Annotated in this window: 24 protein-coding genes; 12 read left to right on the forward strand and 12 right to left on the reverse strand. The window is 68.8% G+C overall.

Annotation, left to right across the window (positions count from 1 at the left end; all coding sequences use genetic code 11):
• The first annotated feature begins 62 nt into the window (after nucleotides 1–62).
• The 4 genes from ENSA7_RS11625 to ENSA7_RS11640 all read left to right on the forward strand — a co-directional run bounded on the left by ENSA7_RS11625 (nucleotide 63) and on the right by ENSA7_RS11640 (nucleotide 4,175).
• Complete coding sequence (locus ENSA7_RS11625) at nucleotides 63–1,793, forward strand: SDR family NAD(P)-dependent oxidoreductase (RefSeq protein ID WP_106089327.1); 1,731 nt, start codon at nucleotides 63–65, stop codon at nucleotides 1,791–1,793.
• A 213-nt stretch (nucleotides 1,794–2,006) separates the two neighbouring features.
• Nucleotides 2,007–2,270, forward strand: coding sequence for a phosphopantetheine-binding protein (locus ENSA7_RS11630; protein WP_052551694.1), 264 nt, complete (start codon nucleotides 2,007–2,009; stop codon nucleotides 2,268–2,270).
• 191 nt (nucleotides 2,271–2,461) lie between these two features.
• Nucleotides 2,462–3,616, forward strand: coding sequence for a glycosyltransferase family 4 protein (locus tag ENSA7_RS11635; protein ID WP_106089328.1), 1,155 nt, complete (start codon nucleotides 2,462–2,464; stop codon nucleotides 3,614–3,616).
• A 25-nt stretch (nucleotides 3,617–3,641) separates the two neighbouring features.
• Complete coding sequence (locus ENSA7_RS11640; protein ID WP_106089329.1) at nucleotides 3,642–4,175, forward strand: hypothetical protein; 534 nt, start codon at nucleotides 3,642–3,644, stop codon at nucleotides 4,173–4,175.
• Between the two features lie 37 nt (nucleotides 4,176–4,212).
• Here ENSA7_RS11640 and ENSA7_RS11645 read toward each other — a convergent pair whose 3' ends face one another.
• On the reverse strand, nucleotides 4,213–5,613 hold the full coding sequence (locus ENSA7_RS11645; RefSeq protein WP_106089330.1) for a tetratricopeptide repeat protein: 1,401 nt from the start codon (nucleotides 5,611–5,613) through the stop codon (nucleotides 4,213–4,215).
• A gap of 136 nt (nucleotides 5,614–5,749) precedes the next feature.
• On the opposite strand from ENSA7_RS11645, the gene ENSA7_RS11650 reads away from it, so the two are divergent.
• On the forward strand, nucleotides 5,750–6,037 hold the full coding sequence (locus tag ENSA7_RS11650; protein ID WP_146157592.1) for a hypothetical protein: 288 nt from the start codon (nucleotides 5,750–5,752) through the stop codon (nucleotides 6,035–6,037).
• Between the two features lie 23 nt (nucleotides 6,038–6,060).
• On the opposite strand, the gene ENSA7_RS11655 is transcribed toward ENSA7_RS11650, so the two are convergent.
• Nucleotides 6,061–6,816 (reverse strand): hypothetical protein, encoded by a 756-nt coding sequence (locus ENSA7_RS11655; protein ID WP_146157593.1) that lies wholly within the window; start codon nucleotides 6,814–6,816, stop codon nucleotides 6,061–6,063.
• A gap of 176 nt (nucleotides 6,817–6,992) precedes the next feature.
• On the opposite strand from ENSA7_RS11655, the gene ENSA7_RS11660 reads away from it, so the two are divergent.
• Nucleotides 6,993–9,215, forward strand: coding sequence for an RCC1 domain-containing protein (locus ENSA7_RS11660; protein ID WP_181233650.1), 2,223 nt, complete (start codon nucleotides 6,993–6,995; stop codon nucleotides 9,213–9,215).
• Complete coding sequence (locus ENSA7_RS11665) at nucleotides 9,212–9,733, forward strand: hypothetical protein (RefSeq protein ID WP_106089334.1); 522 nt, start codon at nucleotides 9,212–9,214, stop codon at nucleotides 9,731–9,733. Before ENSA7_RS11660 ends, ENSA7_RS11665 begins: the two co-directional genes overlap by 4 nt.
• Nucleotides 9,734–9,796: 63 nt before the next feature.
• Here ENSA7_RS11665 and ENSA7_RS11670 read toward each other — a convergent pair whose 3' ends face one another.
• The 3 genes from ENSA7_RS11670 to ENSA7_RS11680 form a co-directional block, all read right to left on the reverse strand.
• Entirely contained in the window at nucleotides 9,797–10,153 is a 357-nt protein-coding gene (locus tag ENSA7_RS11670) for a type II toxin-antitoxin system RelE/ParE family toxin (RefSeq protein WP_106089335.1), read from the reverse strand.
• Nucleotides 10,092–10,352: an addiction module protein gene (locus ENSA7_RS11675; protein WP_106089336.1), complete on the reverse strand. Its 261-nt coding sequence runs from the start codon at nucleotides 10,350–10,352 to the stop codon at nucleotides 10,092–10,094. The genes ENSA7_RS11670 and ENSA7_RS11675 overlap by 62 nt, the downstream gene beginning before the upstream one ends.
• Before the next feature lie 191 nt (nucleotides 10,353–10,543).
• Entirely contained in the window at nucleotides 10,544–11,083 is a 540-nt protein-coding gene (locus ENSA7_RS11680; protein ID WP_106089337.1) for a universal stress protein, read from the reverse strand.
• Between the two features lie 205 nt (nucleotides 11,084–11,288).
• Here ENSA7_RS11680 and ENSA7_RS11685 point away from each other — a divergent pair, with 205 nt between their 5' ends.
• Entirely contained in the window at nucleotides 11,289–12,491 is a 1,203-nt protein-coding gene (locus ENSA7_RS11685; RefSeq protein ID WP_146157594.1) for an SGNH/GDSL hydrolase family protein, read from the forward strand.
• Nucleotides 12,492–12,495: 4 nt separating this feature from the next.
• Here ENSA7_RS11685 and ENSA7_RS11690 read toward each other — a convergent pair whose 3' ends face one another.
• Nucleotides 12,496–13,041, reverse strand: a complete 546-nt coding sequence (locus ENSA7_RS11690) for a hypothetical protein (RefSeq protein ID WP_146157595.1) — start codon at nucleotides 13,039–13,041, stop codon at nucleotides 12,496–12,498.
• Nucleotides 13,042–13,240: 199 nt separating this feature from the next.
• Here ENSA7_RS11690 and ENSA7_RS11695 point away from each other — a divergent pair, with 199 nt between their 5' ends.
• Nucleotides 13,241–14,494, forward strand: coding sequence for a rhomboid family intramembrane serine protease (locus ENSA7_RS11695; protein ID WP_106089340.1), 1,254 nt, complete (start codon nucleotides 13,241–13,243; stop codon nucleotides 14,492–14,494).
• Nucleotides 14,495–14,524: 30 nt separating this feature from the next.
• Here the strand turns inward: ENSA7_RS11695 and ENSA7_RS11700 are convergent, their stop codons facing one another.
• The 6 genes from ENSA7_RS11700 to ENSA7_RS11730 form a co-directional block, all read right to left on the reverse strand.
• Nucleotides 14,525–14,812, reverse strand: a complete 288-nt coding sequence (locus ENSA7_RS11700) for an oxidative damage protection protein (RefSeq protein WP_106089341.1) — start codon at nucleotides 14,810–14,812, stop codon at nucleotides 14,525–14,527.
• A gap of 45 nt (nucleotides 14,813–14,857) precedes the next feature.
• Entirely contained in the window at nucleotides 14,858–16,456 is a 1,599-nt protein-coding gene (locus tag ENSA7_RS11705; RefSeq protein WP_244923776.1) for a glycine--tRNA ligase, read from the reverse strand.
• A gap of 37 nt (nucleotides 16,457–16,493) precedes the next feature.
• Nucleotides 16,494–17,198 (reverse strand): SecDF P1 head subdomain-containing protein, encoded by a 705-nt coding sequence (locus tag ENSA7_RS11710; RefSeq protein WP_106089342.1) that lies wholly within the window; start codon nucleotides 17,196–17,198, stop codon nucleotides 16,494–16,496.
• A gap of 5 nt (nucleotides 17,199–17,203) precedes the next feature.
• Nucleotides 17,204–18,406, reverse strand: a complete 1,203-nt coding sequence (locus ENSA7_RS11715) for an LNS2 domain-containing protein (protein ID WP_181233652.1) — start codon at nucleotides 18,404–18,406, stop codon at nucleotides 17,204–17,206.
• Between the two features lie 289 nt (nucleotides 18,407–18,695).
• A complete protein-coding gene (locus tag ENSA7_RS11725; RefSeq protein WP_244923777.1) occupies nucleotides 18,696–20,018 on the reverse strand; it encodes an oxidoreductase in 1,323 nt (440 codons plus the stop codon).
• 197 nt (nucleotides 20,019–20,215) lie between these two features.
• Entirely contained in the window at nucleotides 20,216–20,941 is a 726-nt protein-coding gene (locus ENSA7_RS11730) for a DUF4178 domain-containing protein (RefSeq protein WP_181233653.1), read from the reverse strand.
• Between the two features lie 208 nt (nucleotides 20,942–21,149).
• Between ENSA7_RS11730 and ENSA7_RS11735 the strand changes: the two genes are divergently transcribed.
• The 3 genes from ENSA7_RS11735 to ENSA7_RS11745 form a co-directional block, all read left to right on the forward strand.
• Entirely contained in the window at nucleotides 21,150–22,094 is a 945-nt protein-coding gene (locus tag ENSA7_RS11735; protein ID WP_106089347.1) for a thiamine pyrophosphate-dependent enzyme, read from the forward strand.
• Nucleotides 22,091–23,107 (forward strand): transketolase C-terminal domain-containing protein, encoded by a 1,017-nt coding sequence (locus tag ENSA7_RS11740; protein ID WP_106089348.1) that lies wholly within the window; start codon nucleotides 22,091–22,093, stop codon nucleotides 23,105–23,107. The genes ENSA7_RS11735 and ENSA7_RS11740 overlap by 4 nt, the downstream gene beginning before the upstream one ends.
• Nucleotides 23,108–23,117: 10 nt before the next feature.
• The coding region (locus tag ENSA7_RS11745) for a biotin/lipoyl-containing protein (RefSeq protein WP_181233654.1) at nucleotides 23,118–23,635 on the forward strand (518 nt) is incomplete at its 3' end.

The following is a 23,635-nucleotide window of genomic DNA, read 5'->3' on the forward strand; positions in this document are numbered from 1 at the left end:
TTACGAATACCGTCCGCAAGCGGGCGAGAAACCTCGCCCGAGCTGAGAACAGAGACTCGAAGATGCTCAACGACTTCCAAGACAAGGTCGTGCTGATCACTGGCGGCACCAAGGGGATCGGTCGCGCCTGCGCCCTCGCGTTCGCGCGGCTCGGCGCCAAGTGCTGGCTGACGCACCGCTGGGGCTCGGCCGACGAGCAAGAGCTGCGCGCCGCGTTCGCGGAGATCGGCGGGCACGCGCCGCAGATCGTCGAAGCCGACGCCTCGAAGAAGGCCGACACCAAGGCGCTGATCAGCCAGATGCGCGCGGCCGGGGTCGAGCGGGTCGACATCTTCATCAACAACGTGGCGATGGTCGTGCGCGGCGACGGGTTCGACGCCCACGGCAAGCGAGCGCTGATCAAGAGCCTCGAGTACAGCGCCTGGCCGTTCGTCGACTACCTCAACAAGATCAACGCGAGCTTTGGGTCCTATCCCCAGTACGCGCTGGCGATGAGCTCGGACGGGCCGGATCAGCACTACCCGCACTACGACTATGTCGCGGTCGCCAAGGCCGTGCTCGAGACCTTCGTGCGCTACATGTCCACGCACCTGCGCGAGCACGACGTCAAGGTCAACGCCCTGCGCACGCGGCAGGTCCCGACCGAGAGCTACGCGCAGATCTTTGGCGAGCAGAACACCGGGATCGCCGAGCGCTTTGCGGAGTTCGCCGTGACCCCCGAAGAGGTCGCCGCGACCGCGCTGGCGATGTGCAGCGGCCTGTTCGACAGCTTCTCGGGTCAGGTGCTGCAGCTCGATCGCGGCGCCTCGTTCGTCGACAACATCATGACCATGGGCCAGCGCTTGCTCGCCAGCGCGGATCCCAGCGAGGCCGTGACCGTGGCCGATCCGCCGCCCAAGCCGGTCCACGCGAGCGTGGGCGATCTCGTCGCGGCCCCCGCCTCAGGTCAGTCGGGTCAGTCGGGTCAGTCCCACAGCGTGGCCCCAACCTTGCGGCGTCAGCTCGACGGCAAGGCGGTGCTGATCACGGGCGGGACCAAGGGGATCGGCCTGGCCTGCGGGCTGGCCTACGGGCGCCAGGGTGCGCGCACCTACCTGACGCACCGCTGGGGCTCGGCCGACGAGGGGGCGATCCGAGCCAGCTTCGAGCAGGCTGGCGCGCCGCCGCCCGTGATCCTCGAGGCCGACGTCAGCCAAGATGAGGACACCGAAGCCCTGATGCAGCGGATCAAGGATGACGTCGGCGCGCTCGAGGTGCTGATCACCAACGTCAGCTTCGCCCACGTCAGCCAGACCCACGACGATCTGAGCTTCAAGGGGCTCAAGCGCTCGCTCGAGTACAGCTCGTGGCCCTTCATTGGGTACATGCAGCACGCCAAGTCGATCTTCGGGCGGTTGCCACGCTACGCGATCGGCATGTCGTCGCGCGGTCCCGAGTACTTCTTGCCCGGCTACGACTTCGTCGCCGCGTCGAAGGCTGTCATGGAGACTTTCTGCCGTTACCTCACGAGTGATCTGCTCGACGAGGACATCCGGATCAACGTCCTTCGCGCGAATCCCGTAGAGACAGAGTCGCTGGAGGCCACGTTCGGCCCTGAATTCGCCCCATTTTGTAAGAAATGGTACGCGGACGGCTTCTTCATCCAGCCCGAGGAGGTCGCGGACGCCGCTGTCGCGCTCTCGAGTGGCCTGATGGACGGCGTTCGCGGCCAGGTGCTGTTGCTGGACAGGGGCTTCGGTTTTTCGGACAACGTGGTCCGTCTGTTCACCGAGCGCGAGCGCTTCGGTCTCTAGACACTCCCCCGCAACAATGCCCACCGACCTGAGCATGCTGACGTGCGCACTCTCGACGAGGCTGACTCGACGAGGCCGGCACAGCGCAGCACAGGTCGCTGACGTGAATTTCCAGATCGAATTTCCGATCCCCAGGCGCGCTGATCGCGCTGGTTGAGCTAGCCTGCGACGCCCGATCAGGGCGTCCAACGAGAACGAGAACGAGGAGAACCAATGACCCGCGAACATGTGCTCGAGGTCGTCACGCGCCACTTGGTGGACACCATCGAAGAGCTCGAGGGAGTCGAGATCGACCCCGTCAAGTCGATGAAGGATCTCGGGGCCAACAGCCTCGACATCGTCGAGGTCGTGTCGTGCAGCATGCGTGAGCTCAAGGTGAAGGTGCCGCGCTCCGAGCTGAACCAGCTCAACAACATCAACGAGCTCGTCGAACTCCTGCACAAGAGCGTGCAAGAGAAGGAAGCGGCCGCGGACTAGGGCCGGGTCTCGAGCTCGGCTCGGCACGCGCCGGATTCGGCCTGTCTCGGGTTGGGGTTCGGTCGGGGTTCGGCCCGGTTCGACTCTGGGATCGGCCCCCACCGCGGGCGCGTCGGGTTGCGCCACCCCTCCACGGACGCCAAGGTGCGTGCTTCGAGACGAGCCTCGGCTCGTCTTCGTTTTGGTTTGCGATGCGGGCAGTTATCGTCGTCGGCAACTACGTCAACGTGGTTGATGGCGTCGCGCTGACCTATCAGCGCCTGGTTCGCGCTCGGGTTCAGGCCGGCGACCAGGTGATGGTGGTGGCCCCGGGTGGGCCGGCGCTGCCCGGACCGAGCGCTGCGACCTTCGCCCCGGTCCCGTCGATCCCGGTCCCCGTCCAGCCCGAGTACAGGCTCGCGCTCGGGATCCCGCGCGCGACCCGACGCGCGCTCGAGCAGTTTGAGCCGGACTTGATCCACGTGGGCAGCCCCGATCTGGCGGGCGAGGCCGCGCTCGACTTCGCGGCCGCCCACGGGATCCCTGCAGTCGGCTCGTACCACAGCGAGATCGCTCGGTACCTGCGCTTCATGCCCGTGCCGGGCGTCGGCGTGCTCGGTCCGCTGCTCGAGCGCGGCGTGTGGGCGTGGATCCGGCGGTTCTACAACCGCTGTCGGCACGTCTACGCCCCGACCGAGTCGATGCTCGCGACCCTGCGCGCGCGCGGGATCGAGTCGGAGCTGCGCGTGTGGGGGCGCGGCGTCGATCCGCGCGCGTTCGACCCGGCGCGGCGCGACATCAGCTGGCGTCGGCGCCTGGGCGTCCCGGATCACGTCCCGTTGATCCTGTTCGTGGCTCGGCTGCGCTGGGAGAAGGGCCTGGCCGATCTGGCGGCGGTGCTGGCCGGGCTCGCCCGTACCCCCTGGCCGCACCACAGCGCGATCGCGGGAGCGGGGCCGGCCCGCGAGGCGCTGGCGCGGCGCTGCCCCGACACGCACTTTTTGGGCGAGCTGCATCACCGGGAGCTCGCCCGCGCCTACGCGAGCGCGGATCTGTTCTTGTACCCGAGCACCACCGAGACCTTCGGCAACGTGACGCTCGAGGCCATGGCTTCGGGCGTGCCCACCGTCTGCGCGGACGCGACCGGGAGCACCGAGCTGGTCGTGCCCGGCGAGACCGGCGAGCTGTTCGCGGCCGGGGACGTGCGCGCCGCCGTCGAGGTCGTCGGCGCGCTGCTGCGGGATCCCGACCGGCGTCACGCGATGGGCCGCGCGGCGCGAGCACGAGCTCAGCGCTTCAGCTGGGCGCGCTCGCTCGCGCAGCTGGACGCGCACTGGAACGATGCGCGGCGGCACCTGGCGCCGTGATAATGTTGGCGTCCCGAGGGGGCCCATGTCCGAGACAGCCGCACGTGTCGATCTACGCCAAGCCAACCTGTCCGAGTCTGCGCAGCTGCGCGAGCTTGGCGACCGGATGTTTCTCGCGCTCGAGCAGCCTCCGCCAGTCCGCAGCTTGTTGAAGCTGACGATCGGTGACGAGCAAAAGGCGTTCGAGGTCGGGCGCGTGATCGAGGTCGTCGGCGAAGGCGAGCCCGCGCGTGGTTGCTACGGCCAGTTCGTCGAGTTCGAGCGGCTGGGCGAGCAGGCCAAGGTCGGCTCCGAGCACCTGCAGCCCGGGATCAGCGGCAGCGGCGTGCCCGCGCCGGTCGTGATCATGAGCACCGCCGAGATGATGCTCGGCGAGGCCGGCAGCGAAGAACACGAGGCCGCCGCCGCGAGCGAAGCGGACACGAGCGAGACCGACGACAGCTCAGGCGAGGTCGAAGCGAGCAGCAGCGAGTCCGACGCCGCAGGCAGCGACTCGAGCGAGAGCGAGTCCGACGACGCGAGCAGCGACGACGACCACGCGAGCGACGAAGACAACTGAGCGCCAATCACCGGCGGGCGGCGAGCGGCGAAGGTCTCTAACCAGCCGCTTCGGCCAGGCGATCCAAGAACGCCCGCGGATCCGCCTTGGCCGGGATCGGCACCCAGGTCTCGTCGAACTCCATCCCGGCCGTGGCTGCGTGGCCCCGGGCCGAGTCGTAGTCGCCCAGCCGAACCTCGAGCGCGGCCGCGTAGAAGTACCGCAGACCTCGGCGGAAGGGATCCTGCTCGAGGTCGATCTCGAACAGCAGCGCGTCGCGGGTGATCTGGGCGATCTCCAGCTCGTCCTGGTTGGCCATGATCACCAGCGACTCCAGATCATCCACGATCATCAGCGCCACCCGCTCGTCGAGCTCCTGGTCTTCGAGGGTCAGCCCGCGGATCAGCTGGGTCAGCCGCTCGGACGCCTGGATCGCGCCGCCGCGCTCGCGCTCGACCTCGGCGATCCCCAACATCGCCCCAGTGTGGTTGGGCAGCAGCTCGACGGACAGCTCGAAGTGCTTCGCGGCGGCGTCGAAGCGCTTGGCCATCAGCGCGATCTCACCGCGCAAGGCCGACACCTGGGCCCGCTGCGACAGATCCCCCAGCTCGGTGTAGCGCTTGGCTGCCTCGGCGGCGAGCCGCTCGGCCTCGTCGAGCTCGCCCTGCTCGTAGGCGATCGCGCCGAGCATGTACGTGACCGAGGGATCGTCGAACCCACCCTCGAGCGCCTGGTGCAGGAACGGTCGCGCGGCGGTGCCCGAGTAGGTCTGCATCTGCACGCCAGCCCACATGTACGCGAGGTCGGGCGTCATGTGGTGCTCGGCCGCCAGCGTCGCAAGGTCGCTGTTCATGATCGCCGACGCCCGCTTGCCGACCTCGGGGTTGGGCGGACAGGAGGCCGCGAACCCGGTCACGCGGACCCGCGCGATCCGGGCCTGAGTGGCGAGCGCTGGCGAGTTCTTGCCCGCCTCGATCGCGTCGTCGAGGTTGGTCAGCAGGGCCTCGACCGAGAGGTCGCCCGGGGCGACCTTGGTCTGCGGATCGTAGTCGACGATGCGCTCGTGCGGGCCGAGATCATCGGGCAGCCGCCACGCGACCCCGCGAATGCAGGTCGTGAAGTACAGCGCGGCGATGTCGGCCCGCGCGACCGCGATCCAGTGTCGGCCCGAGCTGCTCGCGGCTGCGGCCAGCAGCTTGTCGGCGCTGTAGGCCTTGCCCTCGCGCAGCAGCTCGCGAGCCTGCTGCATGGCCTCGAGCGCGGATCCGTCGGTGTGGGCCTTGGCGACCTCGATCAGCGGGCTCAGATCCTGCCAGGCCGGCCAGCTGCCCATCGGGACCTCGGCCTGCCGCTCCATGCCCGCGCGCACGCAGCCCGTGCTTGCGCCGCCGACGAAGGCGCAGCTGAGCACCACGGCGAGGCCAACGCGGGCGAACCGAGACAAACTCGAGAGCGGCATATCCAGGCGCCAGCGTAAAGCAGCGAGCAGCCAGCTCCAAGTGGCCGCGCGCGGTGAGTTTGCGACGCCGCGCCCGCGCCCCAGGCTCATGCTTGGTCAGGCGGTGGACTTCGGTTAGCGTGGGCAGCGAGCCCGCATGCCACGTCCTCGTCGAGTCTTCCTGTGTAGCGCCCTGCTGGGCGCCAGCGTGCTCCTCACCGCCTGCGCCAAGAAGCCCAGTGAAGCGCAGTGCGACGAGTTCGCCGATCACTTCGTGAAGCTGCTCGAGGAGTCGCGCGACAAGCCCGACTCACGCATCAAGAAGCTCGCCAACGATCAGCGCGACAAGGTCGTCGAGGCCTGCGTCAGCGAGGGCAGCGTCGCCGAGGTCGAGTGCGTGCTGGCCCAGACCTCGATCGCCGCGGTCGAGTCCAACTGTAAGTGACCTGCAAGGCGCCAGGCCCGGGCTCACGCGCGTGAGCGGGCGCCGTCGTCTCCGGCGATCATGCTCAGCATCCGCCGCATGCCGCCGCGCAGCGCCTTGGGCATGACCTTGCGGGCTCGCTGCAGCATCGGCACGACCAGGTGATCCCCGATCGCGTCGGCGGCCGCGACCAGGCCCTCTGGCAGCGGCTTGAAGTGCAGATCCAGGTGGTCGCCCTCGGTCTCGATCCCGTCGAGGGTCATCAGCGAGGTCATCAGACCCAGCGCGTGGCGAACCAGGGGATCCTTGGCGAGCTGGGGCACCCGCATCAGGTCCAGGACCACGCGGTTGCCGTGCGCGTCGACGATCATGTCGGGCATGTCGGGCAGGTGCTGCACGAGGTCGCCGGGCCGCGACAGATCCAGCGCGCGCGTGACGAGCAGCGCGGAGATCTGACTCTTGTGGGTGTCGATCGGGATCATCGACACGTCCTCGAGGCGCAGCTCGAGCCGCATCTCGTCACCGCTGAGCTGGATGCGATCGATGTAGAGCACCGCGCCCGCGCGGACCCGGGTCCGCATCAGATCGAAGGTCGCCGCCATCCGCAGGCCCGGCGGAACCGCGCCGACCTCGACGTCTTCGACGGCGTCGGAGTCGGCCATCTGACCGGCGAGCCAACGAAACGCGGCGAGCGGCACACCAAAGCGCATGCCGATCGCGTTGCGGAGCACGCGGCTGAGCTCCTCGGGGTGGCTTCGAAGATAGTGCCGCGCAGCAGACAAGACGTCCCCAGGTCGCATCGGTCGCAGCATACGAAAGCCGCGGCCCGCCGTCTGCCAACTGGAGCACTATTCGACGTCACCCCTGTGCAGAGACTTTCACCCGACCCCTGAATCTTGCCGCTGCAAACCAGCTATCCTGCCCGCGAATGACCACACCCGGCGACTCTCGTGGATTCAAGTGGCACTGGTTAGGCGTGGCGGGGCTCGCCCTCGCGTCGGCGTTGGCTTGTGAAGTCTCGTCGGGTGGTCGCCACAGCGAGCGCCCCGACGCCGATGGCGGCGGTGGCAGTGACAAGGGATCGCGCGGGGCACCCACCCCCAGCGCGCTGGCAGCTGGGACGGGGCACGCCTGCGTGTTACGCGAGTCTGGGGCGGTGAGCTGCTGGGGCGCCAACGCAGCCGGGCAGCTCGGCGACGGGACCACCGTCGATCGCAGCAACCCCGTGACCGTCCAGGGCCTCGGCGACGCCAGGCAGCTCGCGCTCGGGCGCTCGCACACCTGCGCGCTTCGGGCTTCGGGCGCGGTGTCGTGCTGGGGCGCCAACGATCGCGGACAGCTGGGATCGGGCACCGAGATCTCTGCGTCGCGACCCAGCGCCGTGCGTGGCCTGAGCGACGCGAAGCTGGTCGCCGCGGGCGGCGACCACACCTGCGCGCTGCGGCAAAACGGCGCGGTCGTGTGCTGGGGCAACAACAGCGACGGCCAGCTCGGCAACCTCACACGCACGACGTGGACCGAGCCCGCCCAGATCCGCGGGCTCGTCGACGCGATCGGCCTCGTCGCCGGGGAACGCCACACCTGCGTGCTACGCCAGACCGGCGGCGGGATCTGCTGGGGCGCCAACGACAAGGGCCAGCTCGGCGACGGCACCACCACGGGTCATGAGCGGCCATCGAGCGTCGTCGACATGGCGGGCCTGATCGGGCTGGCGGCCGCGGGCGCGCGCACCTGCGGGTTTACGGCTCAGTCCGTGTACTGCTGGGGCGAGGACGACGACGGCAGGCCCTCGCCGCGCCCGCGCAAGGTCGCCGAGGGCAGCCAAAACGACGGGATCGTCGAGCTCGAGCTCGGCCCCGAGCACGCCTGCTTGCGCCACCAAAGCGGGACCGCGCGCTGTTGGGGGCAAAACCGAGACGGCCGGCTCGGCGACGGGAGCTTCGACTCGAAGTCTCGCCCGTCCCCGGTCAAGCTCGGCTCGGTCCGCGACCTCGCGCTCGGCGAGCGTTTCAGCTGCGCGCTGCGAGCCGACAACGAAGTCGCGTGCTGGGGCGACGACGCTGGCGGAGCGCTCGGCCAAGGGGACGCGGGCAGCGAGGGCGGGGCCGCGCGCACGGGCGTTCAGCGGGTCGTCAACCTCGACGACGCGACCGCGCTGGTCAGCGGCGATGGGTTCTCGTGTGCGACCCGCAAGACCGGCGCGGTGCTGTGCTGGGGTCGCAACGATCTCGGTCAGCTCGGGGACGGCAGCGGCGACGGCTCGCGCGCGATGCCAGCCCCGGTCGCCGGGGTCAGCGATGGCGTCGCGCTCACGGCTGGGTCTGCGCAGGCCTGCGTGGTCCGCAAGTCCGGCGGCGTGATGTGCTGGGGCGCCAACGACATGGGCCAGCTCGGCCGCTCCCCCGGCGCTCCGATCGTCAAACCAAACGCGATCCCCAAGCTCGACGACGCGACCGCGGTCACGCTCGGTGACGGCCACGGCTGCGCGCTGCGTCGCTCGGGGTCCGTGTATTGCTGGGGCAGCGACGCCGAGGGGCAGCTCGGAGATGGCGCCGGGTCGCGCGGCGGGACCGTCGTCCAGCTCGCCGACGCGACGACCTTGAGCAGCGGTCGCGCCCACACCTGCGCGCTGCGGCGGTCGGGCGAGGTCATGTGCTGGGGCGCCAACAATCAGGGCCAGATCGGCAACGGGGCCGGGGCCGCCCAGCTCAAGACCCCCGTCCAGGTCCCCGTCTCGGTCGCCAACCTCAGCGACGCGGCCGAGATCGCCATGGGGCCCGAGCACGGCTGCGCGCGCAGGCGTGACGGCAAGGCCGCGTGCTGGGGTCGCAACGACGCCGGCCAGCTCGGGAGCGGGACCGAGAGCTCGGTGTGGACCAGTCGCGTGCCCGTCAAGGGCCTCGCCGGCGTCTCGACCCTCGCGGTCGGCTCGGTCCACGCCTGCGCCGTCGCGGGCGGCCGGCTGTCGTGTTGGGGGGACAACACGGCCGGTCAGGGCGGCTACGTCGGCGGCTCGGCGACCATTCCCCGGTCCAGCGTGCAGGGCCTCGACGTCGCCAGCTTGGCGCTCGGTCGTGACCACAGCTGCGCGCGCCTGCGCAGCGGTGAGGTCGCGTGCTGGGGCAGCAACGAGTACGGCCAGCTCGGCGACGGCGGTCGCATGGTCTCGGCCACTCCGCTGGAGGTCGCTGGGCTGTGAGCGATCAAGACCTCGAGTTCGAGCACGTCGGCACCATGGCCTGCGGCGAGGGTCTGTTGATCTGCGACGTCGAGTACTTCCCCCAGAGCTTCGCGGGCATGCGCCGCGGACCGGTCGGGCTCGATGTCGAGATCCCGGTCGAGCCTGGGACCTGGCAGGTGCTGATCGCTCGTGAGCGCGACGCCGAGCGCTCGCCTCGGTTCGTGCTGCTGACCCTGGACACCGATCTCGACGAGCCCACGCCGATCGACCACGCCGAGGCCGTCGGGCTGCTGCGCGTCGACTCGGGCCGGATCACCGCGATCGACCCGGCGCTGCGCGACGACCCGATCATGCAGACAGCCGTGCTCGAGGCCCCGCGCGAGCAGGTGCCGTGCATGCTGCGACCGCTCGACTCGCTGCCCACATCTGATCCGCGCGGGGTCCTGCTCGACATCGACGCCGGGGGCGTGTTCGAGCTCTACGCCCCGGCTGGCGAGCCGCGTCGCGCTGTGTTCATTGCAGTAGGGGCGAACTAGTCGCGACCGCCTCTGTTCGCCCAATGCCTACGTCGCACGACTTCACATTTGCGGCAGCAACTCTCAGCGTTCCCATCGGTCGGGATGGCGGCGTTGGTGCATGACCGCGAACACCTCGACACGTTCGGCCTCGACGCAGTAGAGCACCGCGTAGGGAAAGCCCTGGACCAACGCACGTCGAATGCCTCGCTCGAGGTGAGTCCACGCGAGCGGGTTCGTGGCGATCCTGTCGAAGGTACGATCGAGCTCCTCCGCAAACCGAAGCCCGACTTCGATGTCGCCCTCTTCGAGGTACCAAGCCGTGGCTTCCATCACCTCCGCTCTCGCTCGAGGTGTCAACTCGAGTCGCATGTGCGACTCAGCCGGTAGCCCGCTGCTCTCGCGCGCGCTGGACCATGTCGAAGATCTCGCGGCGAACATCCTGCCACGGCACGGAGCTGGTTCGTCCAGCCCGTAGATCTTCGCGTCGTCGCTCGGCCTCCGCGATCCAAGCTGCTTCGATTTCCTCGAAGGAGGATCCGTCACCAACACTGTCTTTGAGCACAGAGGCGAGGGCGGCACGCTCCCCGTCGGGGAGCCGCATCGCAGCCTCGAAGATGCGCCTGGCTTCGTCGCTCACGCCCGACAGTGTAGCGCGATCACGAAGAGAGGGCGCCGGGGACACATCAACGGACAAAGAGCCTCGCGGAGAACGGCGCGTTCAACGCTTGCCGCTTGCGCGGATTGGCGTGCACGACGAGAGCTCACGCGCTTGCGAGACTCCAGACGTCCACCTCGCCCACGGCATCGGTGACGACTTGCTCTGTCAGGTCACTCGGCAGGAGTCGCGGGCACGACCAGGACTGGGCAGGGCGACTCGCGGATCACCCGATCCGCGGTGCTGCCCAGGAAGAACCGGGCGACCCGACTGCGACCGCTGGCCGGGATCACCAGCAGCTGCGCGCCGAACCGCTCGGCCTCCTCGAGGATCACCTGCATGGCGATCCCAGGTCGGACCACGAAGGTGGTCGAGATCCCGGCCGCGTAGTGGTTGGCGAGGGCCTCGAGGACCTTCATCGAGGCCCTGCGCGCGGCTTCATGGACCGCCTTGATGTCGCCGACACCGACCACACTCATGCCGCCGGAGTAGAGCCGCGCGTTGTCGTAGGTCGGCGTCGCGTGGACCAGACACAGCTCACCGGCTGCGTCGACGATCCCGGCTGCGAGTGAGAGCGCGGTGGTGCTAGCTGGCGCGACACCCACCGTGCCACCGCCATCGATCTCGACCTCGAACCCAGAGTGGACGGCCGCGTCCGTGTCTTGGGTGAAGTCGATCGGGATCAAGATCCGCCGGAAGGGCGAGGTGCTCATGCGGGCAGCCTAACAGTGAGATGCCGCGCTCCGCGATCGCAAAACTCCGACTGAACGATGTTCTTCTGGGTTCTTGCCGGCAAAAGATCCGCTGGAGCGGGGTCGGCGTCGATGCCGATGATCCGCGCCAAGGTGGTCCAAAGGCCAGTTGGCACCGAGCGCCCTGATGTAGGATTTGCCGCTGTTGCTGATCGGCGGCCCAACCATGACTTCACTGACTGAGAACTCCGTAGCTGCGCTGTACTTGATCGCCGGGCTCGCCCTCGCAGGTTGTGGCGACGACCTCGCCCCGATCGCGGGCGACACCACCGAGACCGACTCGACCACCGACGCGCCCGGCGACGGCGACGGCGACGAGCAGGATGACGCCGACCAGGGCGGCGACGGTGACGGTGATCCCGGTGACGGTGACGGCGATCCTGGCGACGGCGACGGGGACGGCGACGGCGACGGGGACGGCGACGGCGACGGCGACGGCGACCCCGTCGACTGCATCGCCGCCCAGTACGTCGGCCAGATGCCGCCCGGCCCCGGCTACGGCGACGTCGGCCTGACGATTGGCTCGCACTGCCAGGGCACCAACCACCAGGACATCCAGGGCATCGAGCGGGTCGTGTTCATTGGCGACTCGGTCACGGTCGGGAGCCCGCCCACGCCGACCCAGGACTTCTACCGGTCCGTGCTCGCCGAGGAGCTCTCGTTCTTGTTTGGCATCGACGCGCCCAACCTGCTGTGGCAGACGGCCGATCCCTTCAACGGCACCTCGGTGGTCAAGGAGGACGGTGACTTCGCCTCGTGTGCCGAGTGGGGCGCGCGGACCGACGACTACATCGCGGGCGGCATGCAGCTCGAGGACTGCTTCAGCGGCGACGACTTCGAGAAGACCACGCTGGTCGTGACCACGATGGGCGGCAACGACGTCGCGGCGATCGCCAAGGACGCGATCGAGGGCGTGGAGGAGGACGCGCTGTGGGACGACGTCGAGCAGATGCTCGACTGGCAGCGGCAGATGGTCCACTGGCTCGTCGACGATCCCAACAAGTTCCCCAACGGCGTGTATGTGGTCTACGCCAACGTCTACGAGTTCACCGACGGGACCGCGGATCTTCTGTCATGTCCCGCGGCCGGGGTCGCGGGGTTCGACAAGAACCCCGATGACCCGGAGCAGCTGATCGAGTTCATGACCTATATCAACGTCGAGTACGCGAAGCTGGCGGTCGAGACCATGACCGACATGGTGTTCATGTTCGAGGGCTTCTGCGGGCATGGCTTTCACGCCGATGACCCGGAGACCGCGTGCTATCGCGGGCCGGATCAAGAGACCTGGTTCGACCTCACGTGTATCCACCCGACGCCGACGGGCCACCATGAGCTCGCCGACATGTTCCTGAACGTGATCGACGAGTAGGGGCCTACTCGTCAACTTCGACGAAGCCGGGGTCGAGCTCGAACTCGAAGTCGACGATCACCGGGGGGCCGTCGTAGGTCGGGTAGGGCGCGCCGGCGGCTGCTTCACGCAGGCAGTCTTGCAGCTTGGTCGACTTGGCGTGGGGCTCGGGCATGGTCGCGTTGACGCCAAATGGACGCGAGCGCTCGGGGTTGAGCTTGACCGCCATCGACACGTCGCCGAGCAGCTGCGCCTCGTCGCCGCGCCGGTCCTTCTCGGCCCACACGCACTCGTCGAGGGCGCCAAACTGGCCGAAGAATGCTTGCTGGACCTCGTACTGGTCGGGGCGCTCGGACCCGAACTTGTCCATGTCGAGCGAGATGTCGGCGTTGGGGTCGAACTCGGCGACGTTGGCCGTGACCGAGCCGGGGGTCGATGCGCCGCCGATCTTCACGGTGACCTTGCGCTGGGCGCTCTTGCCCGCGGTGCCGGTTTTTCCACAGGCCGGGAGCGCGAGGAGCAACACACAGGACAGCGAGATGAGGAGGTGGGGGCGAGGGATAGCGGGCATGTGGTCTCGATTGTGGTAGCGAGTCGTCACTCGTGATCCGAGCCGACCCAGTATTTCTGGTTGGGCCGTTCGACGCCAGCTTCGCCGGGATATTTTTGCCAGACGGCTCGGGCAGCGTGGGGCAGATCGACCCAAAACAACGTTGTCCCTGCTTGCTCGGCAATCCCCCACGCAACGCGTACACTCGCTCGCGATCTTCGTGAACGCACCTGTCCCACCCCGCGATCAGGTCGACGCGCAATGTCCAGCTTGCCGGCTGCACGCGCTGGTCCCGATGCTGCTGCGCAGGATCGAGCATGATCGCTGGGCGCAGGTCGAACCCGAGGAAGACACGGGCGACGACGAAGTGGTGCAAATCGACGCCTGCCCGGTCTGCAATGGGGCGTGGTTCGATGCCGGGGAGCTCGACCTGCTCGCCGGTGAAGCGACCGATCTCGAGCACGCCCTCGACCCCACGTCGCACCCGAGCAAGCGCGGGTGCCCGCGCGGGTGTTCGGTCATGCGCGAGCACGATCTACCCGGAGTGATCCGCACACCGGTCGATCATTGCCACACCTGCAAGGGCATCTGGCTCGACGGTCACGAGCGCCACAAGCTCGCCAAGTCCACGACCCGCGAGGGCCAGCAAGACGTCAAGCAACGCATGGCCCGGCGCGGGGCGATCTGGGCGGCGCAGCTGCTGGTCCAGCTCCCCGTCGAGGTCGAGAACCCGGTCCACACCACGCCCTGGGTGGTGATCTCGATCGTGACCGCGCTGCTGTCCTGCTTCGCGCTGCAGCTGCTGGGCATCGTGGATCTTGGCAACTGCGCGCCGGGCCTCGGCGATCTGCCGAGCGGCGCGATGTTTGGTGACCTGGCCGACGGCGCCACGTTTGCGGATCTGTGCTTTGCGCCCGTCGCTGGCTCACTCAAGCACCAGTGGGGCAGGCTTGGATTCGGGGCGATCGGCGAAGGCAGCTGGTACACGCTGACCACCCACTGGCTGCTGCACGGCGGCTGGGCCCACCTGCTGGGCAATTGTTATTTCCTCTACATCTTCGGCGACAACGTCGAGACCCTGTTTGGGCGGCGGCGCTTCGTGCTGTTCTTCCTGGGCGCTGCGCTGATCGGCGGGTTCGCGGAGGTGCTGCTCACGCAGAACACGGTCTCGCCGATCATCGGGGCGTCTGGGGGAATTGCCGGGGTGATGGCGGCCTACCTGTGGTGCTTTCCTCGCAACAAGCTGTTTCAGGTGGTGCTGTTCGTGCAGCTCAAGCTGCCGGTCTGGGTGTACCTGTTTGTCTGGGTCGGGTTTCAGGCGGTGATGGGGTTGTTCGAGACCAGCGACGCGGGCGTGGCCTGGTTCTCGCACCTGTTTGGGTTCGCGTTTGGGGCCGCCGTGACCCCGCTGATCTTGCGAATGCGTCGGCGCGAGATCGCCAAGACAGTCCGCACGCCCGCGCTGGCGCTCTAGCGCCGCCCCGGCCGACCCGGCCGACCCGGCCTACCCTTCTTCGGGCGCCCGCCAGGCGGTGTCGGCGAGGTCGCCGTCTTCGAACCCGAAGAACACCTTCATCTGGTTCTCCAGGAAGTCGCGGCCTTCTTTGGTCTGCAGGTCCAGCCGGTAGGTGTTGATGTAGCGGGGCGACTCCTTGAGCCACATCTGCCAGGCCTTCATCGAGACGTTTTCGTAGACCTGCTTGCCGAACTCGGTCGGGAACGGCCGAAACGGGATGCCCGGTAATTCGGCGTTCAATTTCTTGCAGTGGACCATTCGGGGCTGATTACTCATCGCTCGTTCCTGTCTGTCGGGGCGGACCTTAGCACATGGGCAGCACTACTCGCGGCCCTCGCGGAGGGCCTCGCGCACGACGTCGACGGCGGCGCCGATCTTGATCCGATCTTGGCGGCGATCGTCGCGGTAGCGGATCGTGACGGTCTCGTCCTCGGCGGTCTGACCGTCGATCGTCAGGCAGTAGGGCGTGCCGATCTCGTCGTGACGGGCGTAGCGCCGGCCGATCGCGTGCTGCATGTCGAGCTTGGCGCTGACGCCCTGCTTGAAGAACTCGTCGGCGACCTTGCGCGCGGTCTCGTCCATGCCGTCCTTGCGGACCAGCGGCAGGATCGCGCACTTGATCGGGGCCAGGCGCGGGTGCAGGCGCAAGACCGTGCGCGCGCCCTTGCCCTGCTCGTCGCCGGGCTCCTCGGCGTAGGCGTTGCACAGGACCGCGAGCACGCCCCGGGTCGCGCCCGCGGCGGGCTCGACCACGTGGGGGACGTAGCGCCAGCCCTGCTTGCCGGTCTCGGGATCGGTCGCCTCGGCGTCGTGATAGACCAACTTCTTGCCCGAGCCCTTGGCGTGGGCCGAGAGGTCGTAGTTGGTGCGCGAGGCGATGCCCTCGAGCTCGTCCCAGCCCCACGGGAACTGGTACTCGATGTCGAAGGTGCCGTCGGAGTAGTGGGCGAGCTCGGCGGGATCGTGCTCGCGGAAGCTGAGCTTGTCGGCGCTCAGGCCGATGCTCTGCCACCACTTCATGCGCTGCTCCTTCCAGTAGGCCAGCGCCTCGCGGCCCTTGCCGGGCTCGACGAAGTACTCCATCTCCATCTGCTCGAACTCGCACGAGCGGAAGATGAAGTGCTCGACGGTGACCTCGTTGCGGAAGCTCTTGCCCATCTGCGCGATCCCAAACGGGATCTTGGCGGCCATCGACTGCTGGATGTTCAAGAACTGGACGAACATGCCCTGCGCGGTCTCGGGCCGCAGGTACACGGCGGACTCGGAGATCACGGCGTCGACGGCAGCGCGCAGGGCCTTGGGATCGTCGCCGCGCTCGACCCCGGCCTGGACCGCGGCGATGACCCCCGCGAGCGGATCGACGGGGCCCAGGTTGGTCCGGAACATGCCGTTGAAGTCGCGCTCGGCCGACAAGAACGGTGAGCCGCAGTTGGGGCACACGTAGCCGCGATCCCCGGCCTTGGCCCCGTGCAGGACCTTGCCCTTGCGCTCGAGCGTGATGCCCTGCTCCGCGAGCGGCTCGGCGAGCTTGTCGAGCGCGGCCTTGGCCCGGCCCTTGTCGGCCAGCTCGATCGGGGCGTCTTCACCCGCAGCCTTGCGCGGGGCCTTGTCAGCCCGGAACCGCTCCTGGCAGACCTGACAGTCGACCAGCGGATCGGTGAAGTTGGCGAGGTGACCGCTGCTGCGCCAGACCTCCGGGTGCATGACGATCGACGCGTCGAGCCCGTAGATGTCCTCGCGGCTGTGGACCATCGCCGTCCACCACTCGTTCATGAGGTTGCGCTTGAGCTCGACGCCCATCGGCCCGTAGTCGTAGGCGCTGCGCAGGCCGCCGTAGATCTCAGAGCTCTGAAACACGAAGCCCCTGCGCTTGCACAGGGAGACGATCTTTTGCATGAGCTCTGGTTCTTCGGTCGCCATGGGCCGCGCTTAGTAGCATAGACATCTGAGAGGGTCATTACTTGGCGGTGAGCCGCTCGAACAGGGCTGGGGCGCTGAGCTTGGGGTCGAGGTGGGGGCTGGTGACGAGGGCGATGTCGCCGTCGGGGATCGGCTCGACCACGACCGGGAGCATCAGGACTTCGTCGTCTGCGGTGATTGCGATTCGGCGGCCGACTTGCTCGGTGGTCAGCGCGGCGAGCTGCTGTCGCTGCGACTCGCCGAGCTGAACGTGGACGCGGGGGCCGAGGTCGTGGGGCTCGAGGGTGGCGCGGGCGTCGTCGTCGAGGGTGAAGCCCCGGGAGGTGTCGACGAAATACAGGCGCCACGCGACCCGCTCGTGGGGGCCGAATGGCTCGGGCTGCCAGACCGGGCGCAGCTCGGGCATGCGGGGGCGCCGTCGCTCGTAGTCGGCGAGGGCGTCGGCGAGCGCCTCGCGGGTCTCGGCTTCGATGATCGGCTCGGGGTGACGCAGGCCCTCGGGGCCGGTGCGACCCTCGAGCCGGGCGTCGGCGCCGGGCGGGCGGGCGATCGAGATCTCGGTGACGAACGCGATCACCCAGGGGTGATGGTCGACGACCGGGGCGACGCGGATCTGGGCGCGGATCGGCGTGGGGGTGCCGCGCGCCTGGGCGCTGTCGGACGGCTTGCTGCACGCCGCCACGGTTGGGCCCAGCGCGAGCGCGAGCGCGGCGGTGATCCGCAGGGCTCGATTTGCAGTCACGCGGCTCAATCGCAGAGATCCGCGAGCGCGCTGTACTCGGGTACCAGCTCGCCGTAGCTCTCGATCCGCCGACCGCCCCACGGATCCGTGAATTGAAACAACACGCGGTGATCGAGGGGCATGATCCCGGCGTTGTCGTAGGCCTCGGCGTCGGAGTCGGTGTTGCCAAACACGTAGGTGGGGATCAGGCCCTTGCCCATGAGCATGGCCAGCTCGCCGGTCTTGTAGGCGACGGCCGCGTCACCGAGCGCGCCCTCGAGGAACAGGCTGGTGTGAATGATGCCCGGCGGGAACCCGCGCTCGGCGATGAACTCGCGCGAGCGCTGGACCAGGAACTCGGGCCGCGCGGTCAGGTACATGGCGTGATAGCCCTTGTCCTGCAGCGTGCTCAGGGCCGTGGCCGCGAACTGGTTGGCCATTGGCGTGACCCCGGCCAGCAGATCGACGAACTCCTCGGTCTCGAAGGTGGTGAGGGTGCCGTCGATGTCGCTGAGGAAGATCGGTGTGCCGGGCTCGACGACCTCGATGAAGCCGTCGGTGGTGGTCTGATCCCCGCGCACGACCATGTGGACGCGGTGCCGGCCAAAGTCGAGCTGCTGGTCGGGCGGGATCTCGAGGTAGACCCAGCCGCCGGTGTCCTCGACGCCCTCGATGGTCGCGTGGGCGCCCTCTTCCGTCGTCCATGCCTCACCCATGAACTCCCACGGTCCCGCACAATTGCGCATGACGTAGACGTCGACGCGCTCGTCCTTTAGATCCTTGTCGAAGGTGCCGTAGGTGAACTTGCCCATCAGCCACTGGGTCTCGCCCGGCACATAGAACATGTCGCGGACGCGGTGCTGGGGGTCGCCCGCGAGCGCGATTACGTTGCTGTCGAAGTGCTCCCAGCTGAGCTCGGGCCCGGGCGCGGGTGGGGCCGCGTCGCAGGCCGGGGGGGCCCCGCACCACGGGCCGAAGCCGGTCTCGCCGTCGCCGTCGCCGTCGCCGGGCTCACCGTCGCCATCGCCGGGCTCACCGTCCCCGTCGCCGGGCTCGCCATCCCCGTCGCCGGGCTCGCCGTCCCCGCTGTCGCCATCGCCATCGCCATCGCCATCGCCGCTGGTCTCGACCGCCGCCATGCTGGTCTCGCTGGGCGAGGTCTCGACGCCACACGCGGGCAGCATCGAGCATGCGCAGAAGGCCGCGAGTCGGGTCGAGCGCCAGGACATCTCGCAAAACTACCGAAATTGTTGCAACCGCGGGCCAGGTTTTTGGTGATCTACCGGGTGACCGCGCAGGGACGACGTACGCACAAAAAACCCCGGGTGGGGCTTGCGCCTCACCCGGGTTCCCCGTTCTGCTCGCAGCGCGATCCGAAGGTGGTTCACGCTGCGCTCCCGTTGTCCCCGAAGCGGATGAACACCACTCCGTTCGACTCGACCGGACTCCCATTCGGTCGCTCTGAACTCATAGCACTACGCGGCATTCGGGCACGGGTTACCGCGGAGAAAAATAACCTCACTCGGGGGCGAGCAACCGGCGCCGACCGTCGTGGGTCAAGGTCACGTCCGGTGCGTCGAGCGCTTCACGGTCCCACAGCTGGCAGGTCACCTGCTTGTGCTTGGTATCGAGCGCCTCGCAGTAGTTTGTGAATTTGCAGCGACGGATCTCACCGCCGAGACCGGTGCGCATCTTCAGCCACCAGTCGGGGTCGGCCAGGCTCTGGCGGGCGGCGCCGATGATGTCGGCCTCGTCCTGCCGCAAGATGCGATCCGCGATCTCGAACGAGTTGATGCCGCCCGCGGCGACGATCGGCGTCGCGTGCCCGCTCGCGTGGACGGCTGCGCGGATCACTGCGGACAGCGGCACGTTTCGCGCGAACGGGCCTCGGCTGTCCGAGTAGACCGTGGGCATACATTCATAGCCGCTGGGCCCGGTGTAGGGGTACACGGCCTCGCCGACCTTGGGGGGCTTGGCGTCGTCGAATTTTCCGCCCTTCGAGATCGACAGGAAGTTCATGCCCGCGCGCGCGAACGCGACGCCAACGTGCTCGGCGTCACCTGGGTCGCTGCCACCCTCGATCACCTCGTCACCGAGGAAGCGACAGCCGATCGCGTAGTCTGAGCCAACATGCGCGCGCACGCCCGCGTAGACCTCGAGCGGCAGCCGCAGTCGACCCTCGCGCGAACCGCCGTAGCCGTCGTCGCGCGTGTTCGTGCGCGACAGGAAACTGGCCATTGTATAGGCGTGGGCGTAGTGCAGCTCGACCCCGTCAAACCCAGCTTCGCGGGCGCGACCGGCCGCCGCGGCGAACAGGCCCGGGAGCACCTTGGGGAGCTCGCGGACGTGCTCGAGGTGGGTGTCACAGACCTGCTCGCGGTAGCCAAAGCGCAGATCCCGGAGCTCGCGGGCGTCCAGGACCGCCTCGTGGAGCGCGTCGTCACCGTCGGTCAGGGCCTGGCGCAGCTCCGTGTCACCGGCCTCGCGCCAGCGCGGGTCGCCCAGGTGGTCCGCGAGGCGAGCTTTGTGGCCTGCGTCAATTCGCAGGAACCGCGCGAAGAATTTTTGCGCGGGCGGCCGGCGCTTGACCGTGAGAAAGTCGATGCACTGGATAAATAGCTTGGTCTCACCTTCGCTGGCCTCGCGCACGGCCTGGACCAGCTCGCGCAGACCACTGATGAAGCGGTCGTCACCGATCCGTAGCAGCGGGCCGGAGGGCACGTCACGAATTCCCGTGGCCTCGACCACGAGCGCGCCCGGCTTGCCCCGGGCGAATCGGCGATACCAGCCGATCACGTCGGGCGTGACAAAGCCGTCTTCCGTGGCCCGCCATGGCACCATCGCGGGCACCCAGGTGCGGGTAGCGAGGGTGATCGGCCCCAGCTCGATCGGCTGAAACAGCGGGCTCGCGGCCGCCTGCGCGGCGGTTGGCCACTGGGTTGGCGCGATCGCGTGGCGAATGCGCTGTGGCGGGGTCCAGATGGCTCAGCCCCCCAACCTGGTCCCCAACCTGCTGCTGTGGTCGCGCATGATCATGTTCATGATCCGGGCAGGAACGACACGGCGTGACGGGCCAGGCTCAGGCCCTCGCCCATGATGATCTGGGTGCCCCAGCGCTCGATCCACACGACATCGCGGGCCCCGGCCCGATACACGTAGGTGCCGACGCGCGAGCCCGCTGGCCGACCGTGGCTGCCGAGCGCCGCGACGCTGGCCTGGCCGCGCCGGGCGAGCGCGTAGACCCGGGGATGATCGGGGCGGGGCTGGACGTTGCGGGCTGGCTCGCCCGCGAGGCCATGATCGAGCACGGGCTCGACGGCGAACCAATCGTCGGTCTCGCGCGAGCCGATCAACCACCGCTTGCGCTCGCCGTCGGCCATGATCGCCACGACCGTGGTGGTGCCGCCCTCGCGCAAGCGCAAGATTCCTTCGATGACGAAGTCGCCCTCGACCTGGCTGTCGCTGGCTTCGATCAGGACCACGTCACCCACGCGCAGACCTTCGATGTCGAGGTCTTCGGCGGCCCGTGGGGCGTTGCCCCCGGCGGCGACCATGCCCCGATCATTCTCGAGGGAGGCCTGCAGTCGCTCGGCGACCCGGGCTCGGACTTTCTTCACTGACACATTCTCCGATGGTGCGCCGCTGGCGGCTGCCAGGGCGAGCGGCGCGTCTCCGCCCTGTTCGAGGGCGCGGCTGTTGTCACCCCAATCGCGCAGGCGACGAGCCGCGAGCACGCCCACCCAAAACGCGCCCGCGATGGTCATGGCAGCGAGTAGGCTTGGTACAGCGAACATGTCGGTATTCGCGCGGTGGATGTGAGCAGACGGTGGGAAGGCTCGTGCACACCACGTTGGCTCCGCGAAGCATACACCCGACTTGGGCCCGGTCGACGAGTTGCCTTGACGGCGTCGTGGCTGCGTAGATACAAGCCCTTCGGCGCCGCGCCGGCCGCGAACGCCAGCGAGCACATGCATGCAAGCAACTCCCTGGGAACCTGAAGGGGTCGAAGCCCTGCTCGACTCGAACGGGGCGCTCGTCGACCCTTCGGCGGTCAGCGGGATCGATCTACGCAGCTACTACAAGAAAATGGTGGCCGCGCGGGTGCTCGATCACAAATTGCGACGGCTCGAGCTGCCGATGTGGGCGTCGTCGGCGGGCGAAGAGGCGGTCAGTGTCGCGATCGGTGATTCGGTGGCCGCCAACGATTGGGTGTTCGTCGGTAACCGCGACGCGGCGATCGGCCTGATCCGCGGAATGCCGCTGACCGAGCTGGCCCGCGAGCTGCTCAGGTCGCCGAGCGCACCAACACGCGGGCGCGCGCTGCCGGGCTCGATCAGCTCGAGCGCGCACAAGATCATGGGCGCCTGCGAAGCTCTGGGCGCGAGCTTGGGGTTGGCCGCCGGGCACGCCCACGGTCAGGCGCTCGCTGGTGATGGAGCTGGCGCGACGCTCGTCGTGTTTGGCGAGGGCCTGACCACCACCGGGATGTTTCACGAGTCGATCTCCATGGCCATGGCCCACGATGTGCCCCTGGTGTTCGTGTGCAAGTCGCAGCTGTGGCCCGACGGCGCCCCACCCGAGGCCGGGCTGCTCGGTGACAGCGTGGCCGATCGCGCGCGGGCGGCCGGGATGTGGACGCGTCGCAGTGACGGCGCCGATCCGCTCGGGGTCAAGCGATCGATCGCCGCGGCTCTGCACCGGGCCCACGACGGCGCGGGGCCGAGCCTCGTCGAGGTCGTGGTCACCTCGATCACGCGAGATCCTCCGGCCGAGCGCGACCCGATCGAGCGCATGCGTCGGCTGCTCGACAGCCGCGGCGAGTGGACCCAGACCTTTCAGGATGTGAGCGAGGCCGAGATCAACGGACAACTCGAAAAGGCGTTCGAGCAGGCCCAGACCGACGGGGGGCCAGCGTGAGCGCGCTGCAACCCATGGCCCGGCTGGTCGCGGCGCTGCTGCGCGAGGATGATCGTCGCTGCCTGCTCGGTGAAGACGTCCGCAGCGGCGGCATGCTGGGCCTGTCGCGGGTGGCCGCCGAGGACGAGCAGCTGCGCCCTCGCCTGCTCGGCTCGCCGCTGACCGGGGCCGGGCTCGTCGCCCACGCGGGCGGGCTGGCGCTCGCGGGTCTGCGCCCGATCGTGCTGCTGCCGTCGGCCTCGGCCCTACTCGAGGCGCTGCCGGCCCTGCGCGAGCTCGGCCGGCTGCCCTGGCGCAGCGGCGGTCAGCACGATGTACCTGTGCTGTTCGTCGCGCCCAACGGGCCCGGGTTTGGGGTTGGGGGCGACCAGGCCGAGTGCGCCGAGGCCACCTTGACGGCGGTCCCGGGCGTGGAGGTGTGGTGCGCGGGCCGGGCCGAGGATCTGTGCGGGTACCTGCGCAGCGCCGCGGAGTTTCTCGGCACCGACACCGACGACCACGACACCGAGCACACGTCGGGACCCCGCGTGTTGCTGCTGCCGCGCAGCGTGATCGTGCGTGACTTGATGATCGATCTCGATCTCGACGCCAGCCTACCGCGCGCGCCAACGGCGGTGCTGCGCGAGGGCGATCGCGCGACCGTGTTCGCGTGGGGCGCTGCGCTGGCGCCTGCGCTGGCGGCCGCCGACGCCTGCGCCAGGCACAGCGGGATCGAGGTCAACGTCGTCGAACTCGGCTGCCTCGCGCCGCTCGATGAGGCGCTGCTCGTCGAGCTCGCCAGCGCGACGGGCAAGCTCGTCATCGCCCACGCCGGGCCCCGCCGCGGTGGGATCGGTGCCGAGCTCGCGGCGCTGTTTGCTGATCGCTCGATCCTCCACCTCGACGCTCCGATCCTTCGCGTGACGGGTGAGCTGCCCGCCAATTTGGCCCTGCTCGCCGGTCATGAGGAGCACCGCGCCAGCCCCACCGCGACCGCGATCGCCAACGCGATCACCCACGTCGTCCACTACTGAGAGACCCCCCATGAGCACGATCGAATTCAAGCTCCCCGAGATTGGCGAAGGTGTGATCGAAGGTGAGATCGTCCAGTGGCTGATCGCCCCGGGTCGGTCCTTTTCGGCCAACGATGGCCTCGTCGAGGTCATGACTGACAAGGCCACGATCGAGGTCCCGGCGCCGTTCGACGGCACCGTGCTCGAGCATCGCGCGGGCGAGGGCGACGTGTGTGCGGTCGGGTCCGTGATCGCGACGCTGAGCAAGGGTGACGTGCAAGCGGCCGTGTCCGCGACGGCCGGCGCGGCGCCAGCCTCAGCCCCACCCTCGGCGGCTCCGGCATCGGCTCCGGCATCGGCTCCAGGGGGGGCTCCGACCCGCACCGACCCGACGATCCTCGCCACCCCGGCGGCCCGGGCCCTCGCGCGCGAGCACGACATCGACCTCGCGCGGGTGCCCCTCGACGAGCGCGGCCGCATCACCAAGCGCGACGTCGTCGAGGCCCGGGAGCGCGGGATTCCGGCCCCGGCCCAAGCCCCGGCCAAAAC

The organism is Enhygromyxa salina (genome assembly GCF_002994635.1).
In the GTDB taxonomy this organism is placed as follows: domain Bacteria; phylum Myxococcota_A; class Polyangia; order Nannocystales; family Nannocystaceae; genus Plesiocystis; species Plesiocystis salina_B.